The 13078-nt window shown below is 65.9% G+C and carries 18 protein-coding genes and 1 pseudogene; 2 read left to right on the top strand and 17 right to left on the bottom strand.

The window, feature by feature from the left end:
- Positions 1 to 20 precede the first annotated feature (20 nt).
- The 13 genes and pseudogenes from AC2YHA_RS18510 to AC2YHA_RS18450 all read right to left on the bottom strand — a co-directional run bounded on the left by AC2YHA_RS18510 (position 21) and on the right by AC2YHA_RS18450 (position 9086).
- A complete protein-coding gene (locus AC2YHA_RS18510; protein ID WP_487402798.1) occupies positions 21 to 1763 on the bottom strand; it encodes a relaxase/mobilization nuclease domain-containing protein in 1743 nt (580 codons plus the stop codon).
- Positions 1764 to 2007: 244 nt separating this feature from the next.
- Positions 2008 to 2808, bottom strand: coding sequence for a lytic transglycosylase domain-containing protein (locus tag AC2YHA_RS18505; protein WP_487402797.1), 801 nt, complete (start codon positions 2806 to 2808; stop codon positions 2008 to 2010).
- Positions 2809 to 2811: 3 nt separating this feature from the next.
- Entirely contained in the window at positions 2812 to 3156 is a 345-nt protein-coding gene (locus AC2YHA_RS18500) for a DUF736 domain-containing protein (protein ID WP_487402796.1), read from the bottom strand.
- Positions 3147 to 3746 carry a S26 family signal peptidase gene (locus tag AC2YHA_RS18495; RefSeq protein ID WP_487402795.1) on the bottom strand — a complete coding sequence of 200 codons (600 nt, stop codon included), beginning with the start codon at positions 3744 to 3746 and terminating at the stop codon, positions 3147 to 3149. Before AC2YHA_RS18495 ends, AC2YHA_RS18500 begins: the two co-directional genes overlap by 10 nt.
- Positions 3743 to 4261, bottom strand: a complete 519-nt coding sequence (locus tag AC2YHA_RS18490) for a DUF2840 domain-containing protein (protein ID WP_487402794.1) — start codon at positions 4259 to 4261, stop codon at positions 3743 to 3745. Before AC2YHA_RS18490 ends, AC2YHA_RS18495 begins: the two co-directional genes overlap by 4 nt.
- A complete protein-coding gene (locus AC2YHA_RS18485; RefSeq protein ID WP_487402793.1) occupies positions 4258 to 4971 on the bottom strand; it encodes a DNA-methyltransferase in 714 nt (237 codons plus the stop codon). The genes AC2YHA_RS18490 and AC2YHA_RS18485 overlap by 4 nt, the downstream gene beginning before the upstream one ends.
- Before the next feature lie 313 nt (positions 4972 to 5284).
- Positions 5285 to 6169 carry a replication initiator protein A gene (locus AC2YHA_RS18480; protein ID WP_487402792.1) on the bottom strand — a complete coding sequence of 295 codons (885 nt, stop codon included), beginning with the start codon at positions 6167 to 6169 and terminating at the stop codon, positions 5285 to 5287.
- Between the two features lie 4 nt (positions 6170 to 6173).
- On the bottom strand, positions 6174 to 6434 hold the full coding sequence (locus AC2YHA_RS18475) for a helix-turn-helix transcriptional regulator (RefSeq protein WP_487402791.1): 261 nt from the start codon (positions 6432 to 6434) through the stop codon (positions 6174 to 6176).
- A 133-nt stretch (positions 6435 to 6567) separates the two neighbouring features.
- Entirely contained in the window at positions 6568 to 7089 is a 522-nt protein-coding gene (locus AC2YHA_RS18470) for a DUF2285 domain-containing protein (RefSeq protein WP_487402823.1), read from the bottom strand.
- Positions 7090 to 7219: 130 nt separating this feature from the next.
- Positions 7220 to 7339, bottom strand: a pseudogene (locus tag AC2YHA_RS18465) (transcriptional regulator domain-containing protein); the annotation flags it as partial.
- A 135-nt stretch (positions 7340 to 7474) separates the two neighbouring features.
- Complete coding sequence (locus tag AC2YHA_RS18460) at positions 7475 to 7792, bottom strand: DUF736 domain-containing protein (RefSeq protein WP_487402822.1); 318 nt, start codon at positions 7790 to 7792, stop codon at positions 7475 to 7477.
- Between the two features lie 529 nt (positions 7793 to 8321).
- Entirely contained in the window at positions 8322 to 8771 is a 450-nt protein-coding gene (locus AC2YHA_RS18455; protein ID WP_487402790.1) for a hypothetical protein, read from the bottom strand.
- A gap of 147 nt (positions 8772 to 8918) precedes the next feature.
- Positions 8919 to 9086, bottom strand: a complete 168-nt coding sequence (locus AC2YHA_RS18450) for a hypothetical protein (RefSeq protein ID WP_487402789.1) — start codon at positions 9084 to 9086, stop codon at positions 8919 to 8921.
- Positions 9087 to 9503: 417 nt separating this feature from the next.
- Between AC2YHA_RS18450 and AC2YHA_RS18445 the strand changes: the two genes are divergently transcribed.
- Positions 9504 to 9779, top strand: coding sequence for an HU family DNA-binding protein (locus tag AC2YHA_RS18445; RefSeq protein WP_487402788.1), 276 nt, complete (start codon positions 9504 to 9506; stop codon positions 9777 to 9779).
- Positions 9780 to 9827: 48 nt separating this feature from the next.
- Here the strand turns inward: AC2YHA_RS18445 and AC2YHA_RS18440 are convergent, their stop codons facing one another.
- The 3 genes from AC2YHA_RS18440 to AC2YHA_RS18430 all read right to left on the bottom strand — a co-directional run bounded on the left by AC2YHA_RS18440 (position 9828) and on the right by AC2YHA_RS18430 (position 11688).
- Positions 9828 to 10136: a hypothetical protein gene (locus AC2YHA_RS18440; protein WP_487402787.1), complete on the bottom strand. Its 309-nt coding sequence runs from the start codon at positions 10134 to 10136 to the stop codon at positions 9828 to 9830.
- Between the two features lie 66 nt (positions 10137 to 10202).
- On the bottom strand, positions 10203 to 10523 hold the full coding sequence (locus AC2YHA_RS18435) for a DUF736 domain-containing protein (protein WP_487402786.1): 321 nt from the start codon (positions 10521 to 10523) through the stop codon (positions 10203 to 10205).
- A 307-nt stretch (positions 10524 to 10830) separates the two neighbouring features.
- Positions 10831 to 11688: an HNH endonuclease gene (locus tag AC2YHA_RS18430; RefSeq protein ID WP_487402785.1), complete on the bottom strand. Its 858-nt coding sequence runs from the start codon at positions 11686 to 11688 to the stop codon at positions 10831 to 10833.
- Positions 11689 to 11785: 97 nt separating this feature from the next.
- On the opposite strand from AC2YHA_RS18430, the gene AC2YHA_RS18425 reads away from it, so the two are divergent.
- Complete coding sequence (locus tag AC2YHA_RS18425) at positions 11786 to 12067, top strand: hypothetical protein (RefSeq protein WP_487402784.1); 282 nt, start codon at positions 11786 to 11788, stop codon at positions 12065 to 12067.
- 27 nt (positions 12068 to 12094) lie between these two features.
- On the opposite strand, the gene AC2YHA_RS18420 is transcribed toward AC2YHA_RS18425, so the two are convergent.
- Positions 12095 to 13021, bottom strand: coding sequence for a DUF2493 domain-containing protein (locus AC2YHA_RS18420; protein ID WP_487402783.1), 927 nt, complete (start codon positions 13019 to 13021; stop codon positions 12095 to 12097).
- Positions 13022 to 13078 lie beyond the last annotated feature (57 nt).

Genomic DNA, 13078 nt, shown 5'->3' with positions numbered 1-13078 from the left:
GATTATGAGGATGTGGAAGGTCACAGGCCCAGCCCCCGGCCACGGCCGAGCGACCAGTCGACGCCGCCGGGTGTCATCGTGCCGCTGATGTGCTTGCCCAGATGCTGATCGAGCGCCGGCCGCCAGGGCACGAGCTGGAACCCGAGACCATCGTCGATCATCGCGAACCGGCCCGAGGCGAGCGTCACCCGCTCGCGATAGACGCCGCTCACATAGTCACCGGCCGCCGATAGCCGATGGGCAAGGCCGGTGCGCTGGGTGATGGCGTCGATCTCCTGATCGACCTCATTGGTTTTGAGCGTGCTGATCAGATCGCGCGCGAACAGGAAGCCGGCGCCGCGCCGCTGCGCGAGACCGGCGCCTTCGAGATGGAGGGCGCGCGCTTCCATCGCATTGCGAATCTCCTGCCCGAATCCGCCGCCGGTCGCGACGGGATCACGCGCGATGAGCTGGCGATCGAGCCAGGTGGCGCCCGGCGCGTTCACCTGCTCGGCCAATGTCAGGTCGGAGCGCGTGGCGAGCGACATTCGGGTGTTGCCCCTGGCATCCTGCCAGCTTCGCGTCTCGACGATCGCGCCAGGTTTCGCGTCGCCGGTCATCTCCATATCGTCGAAGCGCAGATAATGGGTGCGGCCGTCGGCACCCTCGATCACGGCATAGGCGGTGCCCGTCAGTTCATCATGCAGTCCGCGTTCGACGAGGCGGCCGATGATGGGATCGGCGGGGGCATCGCCATGCAAGGCGAAGCTGCTAGGATCGATCGCATGACCGCCATCGCGCATCGCGCGGTGCATGGTCTTGATGATATCGCCGCGAATGGAGAGGTCACGCAGCGTCTGTTCAGCATCAGGCCGGATAGACCAGACCGCCGGCCCTTGCCCGTCGGCCAGCCCCAGCCGTTCGAGCTTCGCGGCGCGCCCGACCAGCAGCCGGCGCATCTCGGGATCATCTGCGCCGCCCGGGCGCAGATCCACGATACCGGTCGCCTCATCGGCAATGCGTTGCAACCGCCGGTCGAGGCTGGTCCAGCGGTCGGCCTCCACCTCCCGCTCGAGCGCGGCGCGGATGTCCTGCTCAGTGCGCAGGCCCAGTTCCGCGGTGACGCGCTCCTCGGCACGGGCGCGCATGCCTTCGCGGATATAGTCGCGGTCGATGACCAGATCGGCGCCGCGCACATCGACGCCGCGCACGAGGACATGGATATGGGGATTGTCGGTATTCCAGTGATCGACCGCGACCCAGTCGAGCCGGGTGCCCAGATCGCGCGCCATGTCGTCCATGAGCTCGCGAGTGAAGGCGCGCAGATCGGTCATCCGTCCGGCATCCTCGGGTGAGACGATGAAACGGAAATGATGCCGGTCATCTTCGCACCGCTCGGCGAAGGCATCGCCGTCCGCCTGATCCGAGCGCGCATCGAACAGGCTGGCGTCGCGCCCGTCGCGCGTCACGCCGTCGCGCTTCAAATAGGCGATATGGCGGCCGAGCGGCGCGGAACGGAATTTCGATCCCTTGTGCCGCACGACACGGGCCTTGATGACGACGCGGCGGGCGTTGGCTGGTGCCCTGGCTCTCAGCCGTGCGACACGTCCCCGTCCGTGGCGCCCCGTGCCTTTGCCGCGCGATGGACCCCGGCGGCTATAGCCTGCCTTGGCCGCCGCCCGGCGGACCTGCGCCGCGAGGCTCTGGGCCTTGCGCCCCGATCCCTTGCCAGCGTCGCGGCTCCTTCCCGGCCGCAGCTCGAAATCATCGTCGCCGGTGGCCATCACGGCCCCCAAATCCGTGCTGCCACCCGCCAACCGGCTGATGTCAGGCGATAATCGGATAACCGCGCCACCGGCTCAGATCCGGCGCCACGTGAAAATCCCCCTGACTTACAACCACATAATGCCCCACAGGTGGCATTCTTTTTATCTCGCCATCCACTTTCCTCTTCGATTCCAATGTGTTGACTCCTTATCCAGCGCAGTAAATCCCACGCCAGAGAACGCCAACGGACGCCATGACCGCTCATGGCGCGCTCCGACCGGAAAGCGGGACGAACAGGCCGTGCGGAGCAGGCGATGAGGGGCGCGGCGGGATGGTCGAAGGCGGCGAAACCGGCGCAGCGATTTTGCCGCCCGGTTGCGCGACGGGCGCGGGATCGGTGGCGGTTTCGCTGCCGTCCGATGCGTCGTCGCCGCGCACCACGAACAGCGTCGCCTCGCGCCAGGATGGCGCAGCAGGCGGGTGTGCGGTCGCAGGCATGATGGCGGGCGAAGCGACGCCGGACATGCCGAGGACCGGCGTGATCTTCGCGACATAGGTGATCGTCTCGGCGGGCAAGGGACGGCCGCGCTGGCGCCAGTCGTCCACCCGGCCCGGTCCCGCATTATAGGCAGCAAGCGCGGTGGACAGATCGCCATAGCGGTCGACCATTTCGCGCAGATAGGCGGCACCGGCATGGATATTGGCGCGCACGTCCCAGGGATTGCCGCCAAGCCCATAGCGCGCGGTCAGCATGGCCCATGTGCCCGGCATGATCTGCATGAGCCCCATGGCGCCGGCGTGCGAGATCGCCGCCGGATCGCCATTGCTCTCGACGCGCATCACCGCCCAGATCCACGCCTCGGGGATGCCGAACCGCTGCCCTGCTTGCGCCACATGCGCCGCATAGGGATGTGCGGGCACTGGCGCATTCGCCGCAGCGGCCGGCATGACGGCCAGCACAGCAATGGCCGGGAAGAGGAAGGGGAACGAGCCGGTCAGGGCCGATACGCCAGCGAGGCGACCGGCACTGAGGCGACAACGCGATGCGAAGCGGGCGCGCATCGGTCATTCCGCCTTGGGACGCCGCAGGCGTGGCGACCAGAGCAGGACATGCGCCTCCTCGTCGCGATGGGAGCGCAGCAGATTGGCGCGGATCGGACGGGCGAAGCCCGGACAATCGAGCTGGAGCGTGACGAACGCACCGCTCTTGCCATCATGATTCCAGCCCGATCCCACCTCCGGGCCGAGGCCGCCCGGCGCCTGCACATCGGAGAGATGGACGCGCCAGTCCGGCGCACGTCCATGGCCCGTAAAGCCGGTGGGCACGAGCCGCAGCGCGACATCAAGCGTCAGCGTGTGAAGGCGACCGGCAAAGCCTTCGCCTTCCGGACGGAAGTAACCTATTTGCATGACATATCTCCTTCGTGAGTGATTGCCTGGGACTGGCGTGCGGGCGCCGAATGCCAGCGCAGCGGCGCGTCGGGCGCGCTGCGGGTGAGGATCGGCGTCGCGCGTCCGATCAGGCCGGACGCCGGGACCGGCCCGAAATAGCGTCCGTCGAGACTGTCGAGCGCCGGGTTCAGCAGAAACAGTTGGTCGGCCTGAAGCACCCGGCAGCCGCGCCAGACCGGCAAGGGTCGGCCGCGGCTATCGGCCGCGTGGGCGATGGCGACCGTGCGCCCGTCGATCGTGACCGCCGCATTGCGGCGGCAGATCGTAGCGCCCGGACGCGCCGCCACATGCTTGAGCAGCGGCACGCCGATGGGCAGATAGTGGCGCTCGCTCATGAACCGCGCCAGCGCGGGCGATGGCCGGTAGGCGACCATATCGCCGACCGCAGGCGTGTCGCCCGGATGCAGCCGATAGAGACCGATCGGTGCGCTTGCACTGGCGTTCCAGAGCAGGCGTGGCTGCGGCGAGAGCCACGCCACCGCCGCGAACAGGGCGATGAACAGTTCCGCGATGACGATCGTCACCAGCACATAGCCGAGGCGGGTCATTGGCCGAGCGCCTTGCGCCGCAGCCAGGCCCGATGCCGCTCGGGCGTATAGGCCCGCACCGGCTCGCCGGCGCTCAGGCGGTTATGCACATGGCGCCAGTGATCGGGCGCAACCTCACACGGGTCGAGCCCCACGGCTTCGATCGTGTCGATCAGTTCGAGCACCCGCTGGACCTTCGGCCAGCCCTGGATGGAGAGCAGCAATTCGCCACCGGGCCGCACGAAGGGCGCGGTCGTATAGGCTTCGCCGCCGCGCACCGCGCGCAGGATGTCGATGCGCGAATGGATCGTGCCATAGTCATTGGCCGACCAGCGCACGAACGCGATCATTGCATCGGGCCGGAAGCTGACGATGCGCGTCTTGCGGCTGACGATCCGCTCGCCGGCGATCCGGCCGAAACGAATCCAATGCTCGAGCCGCTTCTCGATCCAGATCAGTTCGATCTCTGTGCGGCTGCTGCGGAGCGGCGGGACCGCGCCCGTGGGCACGCGCTCGCCGGGCGGCAAATGGGTCATGTCTGGTCTCCGGGAAGAGGGAGGGATGCAGCTGGCGCGCCGCCCAGCGGCAGCGTGGCGGCGATGCGGTCGTTGGCGCGGACGGCCATGTCGGCGTCGATCTCGCAGCCGAGATACCGCCGGCCCGTCGCGCGGCAGGCTTCCCCGGCGGCGCCGGAGCCGGCGAACCAGTCGCCGATCAGCCCGCCGGGCGGACAGCTCGTGCGGACCAGAATTTCGAGAAGACCGACCGGCTTTTCGGTCGGATGGATCGCGCGTCCGTGGCAGTTGCGCGCATAGATGACGGAGCGCATCAGGCGCGGCCCGCGATCCTCGCTCGCATAATGGCCCGCCTCGATGTGACCGGTATGCGGCGGCCGGCGCTTGCGCCGGACGGTGCGCGCGGTCGCGTCCTGCGTCTTCTGGACGTCATTGTAGATATCGGCCCATGCCGCATCGTCGCGGATAAACTGCGCGGCCAGTTCGTGGACGCGCTTGAAGCGATCGGCATGGAAGGCGCTGCCGTTCTGCTTCTCCCAGACCACTTCCTGCACAATGCGAAGCCCGGCGGCGCCAAATTCCTGCGCCACGCCGATGAAACTGCGCAGCGATCCGAACAGCCAGAGCGAGCCCGATGGCGCGAGCGCATCGCGGGCAAGCGCGAGCCAGCCTTCGACACGCCGATCCCAGATCAGCGATGTGTCACCATAAGGCGGGTCGGCCAGGATCATGTCGAAGGGCGCATGTTCCGGCATGAGCAGGCGGCAGTCGCCGGTCAGGACCGTCATGACGGGGCCTTCCGGGCTGCAGAGCGCCATCCCGATCGACGTGCCCGAAGCATGGCGACAAAGCGGCCGGAATCCACAGCCCCGCACCAGGTTAGGAAGACTATGAAATAGTCTTCTCTATTAGGACGGTTAGAGGGATGTCGATTTGGCTCGGATTTCTGCGGGTTTCGGCCGCGTCGCGGTTCCCGATAGGACGACTCTCCGGTTCCCGAAAGGACGACTCCGGCGGTTCCTGATAGGACGACTCCCATGGCCGTTATCCACAGACCGGGAGCTTGAGACGGCGCATGGCGGCGTCGATCGGATCAACCGGTATGGGCGTGAAGCCGAGCCGCTCCTTGCCGAAGCCATGCTCGATCCGCAGCGTATAGCCGGGCAAGGGCTGGCGCTTCACGATGCCGCGCAGTTCGAACGCGAAGCGTTTCAGCGGCGAGAGCGCGCCGGACTTCAGGTGCAGATGTTCGAAGTCGAAGCTCCAGCCGCCGGCCTGGCGACCGCCATGCTTGCGCACGATGCGGTAGAGCCAGCGCTCCAGCCCGCCGGTCAGATCGAAATAGGCGCGGTCGATCGTCAGGATGAGCGCGCGATCGAGCACGCCGGCATAGAACCAGTCGGGCAGGATCAACTCGATCCCGAGCGGGCGGCCCTGCGCATCGAGCCGCTCCTGCCATTCGTTGATCCAGGAGAAACGATGACGGCGGCGCTGGTGCTGCTGGCGGATCGAGGTCGCGACGGTCGTCGACTGGAGCCGATCGAGCGCGGCCTTGAGGCGATCATAATTGTCGCGGCCGGTTCCGCGCCGGATATAGGTCAGAATCTCGTGCGGCGTCGTCGCCATCAGCCGTGAGGTGGGCCGGCCGGCATCGCGCGCCTCGACGAGCTGGCTCGCCGCCCAGATCAATATGTCGGCATCCCAGATGGTCGCCATGCCGTGCTCGGGCACGGCCTCGACCGAGATCCAGGTTTCGCCCATGCGGAAGTCGATCGGCGCGGAGCGGCGCGACTTGGCGAGGCTGAAGAATGGCCAGGCCATGAGATCCTGCGCGTCGCGCGGCGCGGGATCGACCGGGACCGAACGGAACAGGTCGAGCTGCTGCCGCTCGGGGCCGGCGATTGCCGATGGTGACGGGCGACGGCGCATCGTCTCAGCGTGCCGGCTGACTATCGAGGCGCTTGGCGGGCAGGCAGACGCCGGTGCCCGGATCGGAGGTCGAACGGCGGCGGCCGAGTTCGGCCCAGGCGTCGAGCGCCTCGATCGAATAGACGACGCGCCCGCCCAGCTTGTGGAAATTGGGGCCGGTGCCGTAGCAGCGATGCTTCTCGAGCGTGCGCGGCGAAAGTCCGAGCCGCGCGGCGGCGTCGGGGGTCTTGAGAAATTGCGGCGAATGTGGTGCGGATTGATCCATGTTCTTCCTCCATCGAAGCCCGGACCGCGCACGGCGGCGATCGACCGGGCTGGAGGAAAGTGGCGGAGCAGGACCGGCGGGAGGGAGCGGCTGTTTTACGCGGTCGACTTTTGTCGCACCGCAGGCGGCGGGTTCAGCCCCGCAGCAGGGCGCGGTAGCCGCCGTTCATCAGCCCCATCGCCTCGTCGATGAGACGCTGGGTCCGCCGGCGCTCGGATGAGGATTTCCACTCATTGCCACGGCCGATCCTCATGTGGGGATAGACATGGCGGCGTGCGATCTCGTGGGTCGTGATCGTGGAACGCTCACGTTCGAGGACGGCATCGAGTATGTCGAGAAGCATGGACAGACGCCGGCGCTGAAAAGGCGTGGGCGCAAAGCCCGGCGGCAGGCGCATGCGCGCGGCGCCCGCCAGTCTGCGGTGGAATCGCTGGACGGCGCTATGGCGCAGGTCGATCGCGTCGTCCCGGACGAGCACATAAGCGAGCGGGCTGCCCTTGAGCGGATCGCGGACCCAGAGGCGATGCGGGCCGTCGATATCGCCGAGTATGAGATGACGGCCGGTCGAAAGCGTGCGGTCGGCCAGGATAATCGGCCAGGCGTCGATATCGAATGGCGCCGCGTCGGCTATCCCCGGCGGCGCCGTATCGAGGATGACGGTCGTGGGTGACAGCGCCGCCTGCCAGAGCGCGGGCTCGGCCGCGGCGAAGGCGGACGGCGCGCATGGGAAAGCTGAGGCCCCATCGCCGGGCCATGACCTCCTGCTCCTGCACCGAACCTTCCCCCATGCGCCTGACCTTTTCCCAGTCCGCGCGATAGAGAGGATTGCGCCGCAGAAACTCCTGTGCAAATCCCGCCCGGTCGAGAAGGCGCCGGTCGCCGTCGCTTCCCTGTCCGCCGGGCATGTCTGCTCCCCTTCAGATTTGGGAGCGCAGGCTGCGGGCTATCGGATTTGCGGGCTATTCCAACATGGTGGGAGGCGGCTCCCCAGAAATGGGGATATCCGCCGGCTCGCGGAGGAGCCGGCGGATCGGTCGCGATCAGTCGCGGGTCTGCCGCGACGGCCGGTTCCAGACCAGGTCATATTCGCCGTCCTCGCCCGCGAAGAGTTGCGCGAAGATGGGAGCCGTGAAGCTCGGATCGTCGAGCTTGACCGAGAGATAGGGACGATCATCGCTGGTCCGCTTGCTCCAGGCGGCCCCCACCTCGGCTTCGCCGATATGGATCCGGTGGCCGGGCGCGTTGCCGCTGGCGTTCTCGTCCGCGACGATGCGAACCGACTTGGCCTGAATGGCGAGGGTCATGATCTGGCCCCGCAGTTCGCCTGAAACCTTCTTGAAGCTGCCGATCTTTGCCATATTGCTGTTCCTTTCACTTCGAGCCGCGCCGATCGCGGCCTCGATGCGCCAGACCAGCCGGCAGGCGACCGGGGCCGCAGCCTCAAGGCCCGCAGCGTGAGCGAAGGACGGCGCGGGACGGAGTTTCTTGGGGCGCGAGGAACGGCGGAACGCCGTGGGGAAGAAAGTCCGCCCCGCGCCGTTGCGGCAAGCCGGGCGAGCGTCAGCGTCCTGACGGCCATGTGCGCATTGAGACGAGGCCGTGACGGTGGCGGCGGTGAGAGGGACGGCTTTGGCTGGTCCGGTCTTCGAGGGTTCAGACAATTGCAGGGCCGGGTTCTCGCGATGTTCAGGCCAGTATTGCACCGTCCCGACAGTGAATCGGGAAACCAACCCGGCTGCCGGCTTTTCGGTGTCTTCGACCGACCGGACAAGCGACCACGATCGGGCGCTCACATGGACAAACCGCTGATCTCGCGGCGGATCATCCTCAGCCCCTCAGTGGAGGCCTGTCCCAAGTCTGCGATCTGAAACGGTATGCGCGGCCCGATTATCGTGCGTTCCGAATCGACATCGCCGTTTGCGAAACTGGCCCCGGAGCCTCAGCACCCGTGAGCCGCGACCATGCGGCGAATGCAATGACGATGGCGCCGATCCAGCTCAGCACCGAGAGCATTGTGCCCGGATCGAACGCAAGCCGCAGGACGCCCTGCACGGCGTGGTAGCCCCCAATGCCGGCCGGGATCGCGAACATCAGTGCAAGGACAAGCCGAAGGATGGGCGCGCGAACGATCGCGAACAGCAATTGGCCAATCAGCAGGATCGCAATCCCCGCGGCGAGACCGCCGAGAATAGCGGCGACATAGCCGTGGCCATGATCGCGCATCCAGAAAGCGATGCAGATGCCGGCACCGACCGGTAGCGCATGGACGGCGAGATTGAACAGCAGCCAGATCATGTAGAGGCCGGCGAACAGGCCAAGCACGAGAAAGATGGTCATGAGATGCGTCCTTTCGAATGACGAATGATCGTCGGACGCGCTCTCCGCCACCTCCACAGCGCTATGATGCGGCGCCAGAATAACGCGAGGGAAATGCGAACGAAACAGGAAACTGCTTCGTCCTTTGGGTGAAGGCGTGCCCGTCCATCAGGATGGAAACGGGTCATATTCGCGCACCACGTTTGCCGGATTGCCGTCGAACTCATCCCAGGGCATCACCGCGTAATCGCCAGCGTCGGTCCGCACGAGGACGATGACGGTCATCAGCGTTTTCGCGAGGTTCCAGGCGAACGACTGGGCGGTCTTGAGCGGCATGGGCTGAACTCCTGTCTGAAGGAGCGGAGACCATCCCCGCTCGACAGGTGCCCCGGCGGCCGGGGGCTGGCCGCAATCACCGCGCCGGGGTTCATCCCAAGCGGCTGCACGCGAAGCGTAGCGGACCCTTCACGGGTTGATTGAAGGAGGCCGGACTTCGGCCAGGGGATCAGCGCCTATCGAGAGCGGGGCTGGTCTTCGTATCCGGGCAGGTCATCCTGATGCCGTTGCCGCCCAGTCGCTCGCCTGGAACCTCCCTCCGCCAATGCGCTCTCCCGGAACCGCAGACCGACTGCGCCTGATCGGCATGCAAGAGAGAAGATGACCGCAGCGTGGCCGCTGCCTAGAGATGGCCAGGCCGTCAGGGACCATTGTGATTCGAGCCCTGGCGGCACAGTTTGAGAAGTGGAGCTATTCGTGAACAATAATGATCTGGCCGAGGCACTGGCTGCCGGAAACGACATCACCAAGGCCGATGCCCGCAAATATGTCGACGGCGTTCTCGCCGCGATTGTCGAGGCGGCCGCAAAGGGAGAAGAGATTTCGTTGAACGGCTTCGGCAAGTTCAAGGTGAAGGACAGCCCGGCGCGCGAAGGCCGCAATCCCGCCAATGGCGAAACCATCCAGATCGCCGCGTCGAAGAAGCTGTCCTTCGCGCCTGCCAAGGCCGTGAAGGACAGGCTGAACGGCTGAGCATGGCAAAGCCGGGACAGGCGCGGACCTGTCCCGGCAAGCGTCATATCAGCGCATCGCCCAGCCTGCGCATTCGGCAAGCGATGGCCGCGACGGCTGCGCCGCTTCATGCGCCATATCGGCGATGTCGCGCTCGGCGAGATTTTCGAGCGCGTAACCTTGCCGCTTGGCAGCCGCGATCAGCGCGCCGAGGCTGGGATATTCGTCAAAGCGTATGCCCAGCCAGAGGCCGGGGTCGTCGCGTTCCTCGTCTTCGAACGCCTGTAGGAAGTAGGTCCGCATCGGGGGATCATATCCGATCACGGCATTGTCGTCGGTTCGCGTTGCGGACCGGACGGTCACGGGGTGACGGCTCATGGGCGCGTCCTTTCCTGTCTGGAGACCAAACGAAGCGGCCCCGCCCGGAGGCGGGGCCGGTGCCGATCAGGCCGGCGGGTTCCAGATGATGACCTTCTTCATCGGGTCATCGCCGGGCGCGTTGGCGACATTGCCGTAGATGGTCCCGAACTCCGGGGCGGACAGCGAGACCGAGACATATTCGGCGCCCGTGGCCTGCGAGTAGCGGTTCCAGCCGGCCCCCAGCTCGAAGCCGTTCTTGCGGCTGATGATCCGGAAGTCGGGCTCGCTCTCCTTCGCCTTGCGGGCGTTGGGGATGATCGCGATCGGCGCGGTGACGTTGAGCGTTGCCAGCGTGCCTTCGAGGCTGCCGTCGGTCTTCACGGTGAGGTTAGCGATAGTACCCATGATCAAAACTCCTTCGGTTGCTCGGGGACCGTCCCCGATGGCGCCCATAGGAGAGCCCGGTTTGCCGACGTCACTGGAGCGCAAGCGGAAGGGAACCCCCTTGCGGGGTTGACGGCACAAGGCAGGCCGAGGATCGTATTCAGGCGACAGATGAGGGGTCGGTCTCCGGCAGCCGGAGAGGTCCGATTGTCCTGGCCACGTTTTCCTCATATAATGGCATGGGCTGCCGGGGGCTGGACTCTCTCAGCGTTTTCCGGGTGATCCCTTTCTTCCCGCCCGGAGGAGAGCATGCGATCCGCCAGCCGGATCAGGCCGGCAAGATCGTCGAGGCCAGGCGCTTCAGAAATGCTTCCCGCAGCCGGGCGGCACCGGCTCCGAAATGCGCCTCCCGATGATGATTGGGACAGAGGCAGATGACATTCGCCATCGTGTCCGGGCCGCCCTCATGAAGAGGGACGATATGATGGGTCTCGAGGTAGATCGCGTCGTCCGCCCGGGCGAAGCCGGGGACGTCACAATATTCACAGCATCCCCCGGCGCGCAGCAGGGCGGCGCTGCGGACGCGCGGATCGCGGACATAGACAAGACCCGCCTGTTCGCGCCGCCTCACCTCCTCGGAACCGGCCGGTTCGGACAGGACGAACTGATCGACGAACGGACCGGCTATACCGCGCACAAGCACATGGGCGCCAGTTGCGGCGTCATAGGAGGCCAGCGTCCAGGGCTCGGGATCGAGTTCGCGTTGCGTGACCTGCGAGGCTTTGGCTTCCGGATCGTCGCGATCCCGGCGATTTCCGGTGTTGAGAATGACCCGTATCGCGAGCTTGTCGCGCAGGGCGAGTTGCAGTGCCTCGTCCAGCTTGCGGGCGCGGCGTCCCCAGGGATTGCCGCGGCCCCGCGCGAACTGGATCTCGGCATCCTCCCGGAAATTGCCGCGATGGAGGATACGGCCGTCTTCTTCTTCGAGCAGCACATGCCAGAGATTCAGGACGATCGCATTACCGGGCTCGACGAACACCCACTCATAGCAATATTTAGGGTTGGTCCGCGCGCCGGCCGCGCCGCGCTTGCCGTTCGACCAGTCGGAGACGTCGAGCCCTGCTTCGCGCACGAGATCATGCACGAAGTCTTTGCGGACAGGCCGGATATCGTCGAGCGTCGTCATGCGGCGACGATGTCACAGGGACGTTAAGATTGCCCGACATCGATCTTCCTGGCTTATTCGTGCTTGAAACAAGCGGGCGATATGGAATGCTGCCATAGTGGGCGATCCCGAACCCGAGCCGCTGATCCAGCATAACTTCGCGCCCGAGCTGCCGCATTTCGGGAAGCATTTCGTCTATCACGGACAAAGCGGCGTCCTGACGTTCCGCATCGACGTGCAGGACTATACCCATGACGGTCATGTGATTGTCGGCGGTACGATCCTCGAGGGAACCGAGACATATCCAACAGGTCTGAAGAAGAATCTCAAGGGAGAGCAATTCTCCGCCTTTGTGACGGAGAGCGAATATATGCGCCTGTCGAACGCGCCCCTGGGCTGACAGGGGCACGCACGGCGGGGCGGCCGATCAGCCGGACCGATTGCGGAAGTCCCAGATGCGGATGCCCATCTTGCGGGCCTTGTCGGCAAGATTGTCCTGGATGCCCGTGCCGGGGAACACGATCACGCCCTTGGGACAGGCTTCGAGCATGGCGTCATTGCGCTTGAACGGCGCGGCCTTCTTGTGCCGGTTCCAGTCAGGCCGGTAGGGATCCTGCGGCACCTCGCGATCCCGTGCCCAGCAGGCGGCGATGCGTTCGGCGCCCGTTGGCGTGCCGCCGTGCATCAGGATCATGTCCGGAAGCTGGGCGTGGACCTTGTCGAGAACCGTGTAGATTCGCTCATGGTCATTGCAGTCGGCGCCGCCGGTGAACGCGATGCGAACGCCATCGGGATCGAGCAGCCGTTGCTTCTGATACTCGCGTCGATCGACATGCTTGCGGCTGTCGAGCACTGCTGAGGTCAGCGCCTTGTGATTCACCATCGGCCCGGAGCGGGGAAGCCAGGGCTTGCGAATGTGGATGCGGAACTGCTCGGCGGCGGCGTCGCGAAAATACTCCATGGTGTCGCGGCGCTCGATCATCGTGATGCCTTCGGCGATCGTGCGTTCCAGCTCGACCGACTTGACCTCGCTGCCGTCCTGTTCGCGCTGCATCCGCTTCTGCGCCTGCTCATTGTCGTCGAGTTCGCGCTCGATCCGTTCGCCGGCGCGGTGGAATATGTTGACGACATGCCAGGCGAGATCCTCAAGATCGGGTTCGATCCGCGTATCGATCAGGCAGGAGACCAGGGCGTCGAACATCTCGGCGACCGCGCCGCCGGCAATACGATCGTCCGGCAAGGGCCTGTGATCAGGTTCATCCTCAAACGGCCGGTGACCGTAGAGCTGCATTTCCTGAAGCAGGTAGGCGGTGGAACCGGGCTGGGCTTCGGTCTCATCATGATCACTCGCCATCTTCTCATCTCCGTCGTCTGACAGCCGCGCCTCTCGCGGCCTTCGTGGCGACGGGGA

Source organism: Sphingomonas sp. SRI_018, from assembly GCF_057586275.1.
Note: the sequence above shows the minus strand (reverse complement) of the source record. Positions and strands in the feature narration are given on the sequence as shown.

What these genes read in the sequence shown, in the direction of transcription:
- AC2YHA_RS18510 (WP_487402798.1), bottom strand. Translation starts at nt 1,763, where the DNA reads ATGGCCACCGGCGACGATGATTTCGAGCTGCGGCCGGGAAGGAGCCGC.
- AC2YHA_RS18505 (WP_487402797.1), bottom strand. Translation starts at nt 2,808, where the DNA reads ATGCGCGCCCGCTTCGCATCGCGTTGTCGCCTCAGTGCCGGTCGCCTC.
- AC2YHA_RS18500 (WP_487402796.1), bottom strand. Translation starts at nt 3,156, where the DNA reads ATGCAAATAGGTTACTTCCGTCCGGAAGGCGAAGGCTTTGCCGGTCGC.
- AC2YHA_RS18495 (WP_487402795.1), bottom strand. Translation starts at nt 3,746, where the DNA reads ATGACCCGCCTCGGCTATGTGCTGGTGACGATCGTCATCGCGGAACTG.
- AC2YHA_RS18490 (WP_487402794.1), bottom strand. Translation starts at nt 4,261, where the DNA reads ATGACCCATTTGCCGCCCGGCGAGCGCGTGCCCACGGGCGCGGTCCCG.
- AC2YHA_RS18485 (WP_487402793.1), bottom strand. Translation starts at nt 4,971, where the DNA reads ATGATCCTGGCCGACCCGCCTTATGGTGACACATCGCTGATCTGGGAT.
- AC2YHA_RS18480 (WP_487402792.1), bottom strand. Translation starts at nt 6,169, where the DNA reads ATGCGCCGTCGCCCGTCACCATCGGCAATCGCCGGCCCCGAGCGGCAG.
- AC2YHA_RS18475 (WP_487402791.1), bottom strand. Translation starts at nt 6,434, where the DNA reads ATGGATCAATCCGCACCACATTCGCCGCAATTTCTCAAGACCCCCGAC.
- AC2YHA_RS18460 (WP_487402822.1), bottom strand. Translation starts at nt 7,792, where the DNA reads ATGGCAAAGATCGGCAGCTTCAAGAAGGTTTCAGGCGAACTGCGGGGC.
- AC2YHA_RS18455 (WP_487402790.1), bottom strand. Translation starts at nt 8,771, where the DNA reads ATGACCATCTTTCTCGTGCTTGGCCTGTTCGCCGGCCTCTACATGATC.
- AC2YHA_RS18450 (WP_487402789.1), bottom strand. Translation starts at nt 9,086, where the DNA reads ATGCCGCTCAAGACCGCCCAGTCGTTCGCCTGGAACCTCGCGAAAACG.
- AC2YHA_RS18440 (WP_487402787.1), bottom strand. Translation starts at nt 10,136, where the DNA reads ATGAGCCGTCACCCCGTGACCGTCCGGTCCGCAACGCGAACCGACGAC.
- AC2YHA_RS18435 (WP_487402786.1), bottom strand. Translation starts at nt 10,523, where the DNA reads ATGGGTACTATCGCTAACCTCACCGTGAAGACCGACGGCAGCCTCGAA.
- AC2YHA_RS18430 (WP_487402785.1), bottom strand. Translation starts at nt 11,688, where the DNA reads ATGACGACGCTCGACGATATCCGGCCTGTCCGCAAAGACTTCGTGCAT.
- AC2YHA_RS18420 (WP_487402783.1), bottom strand. Translation starts at nt 13,021, where the DNA reads ATGGCGAGTGATCATGATGAGACCGAAGCCCAGCCCGGTTCCACCGCC.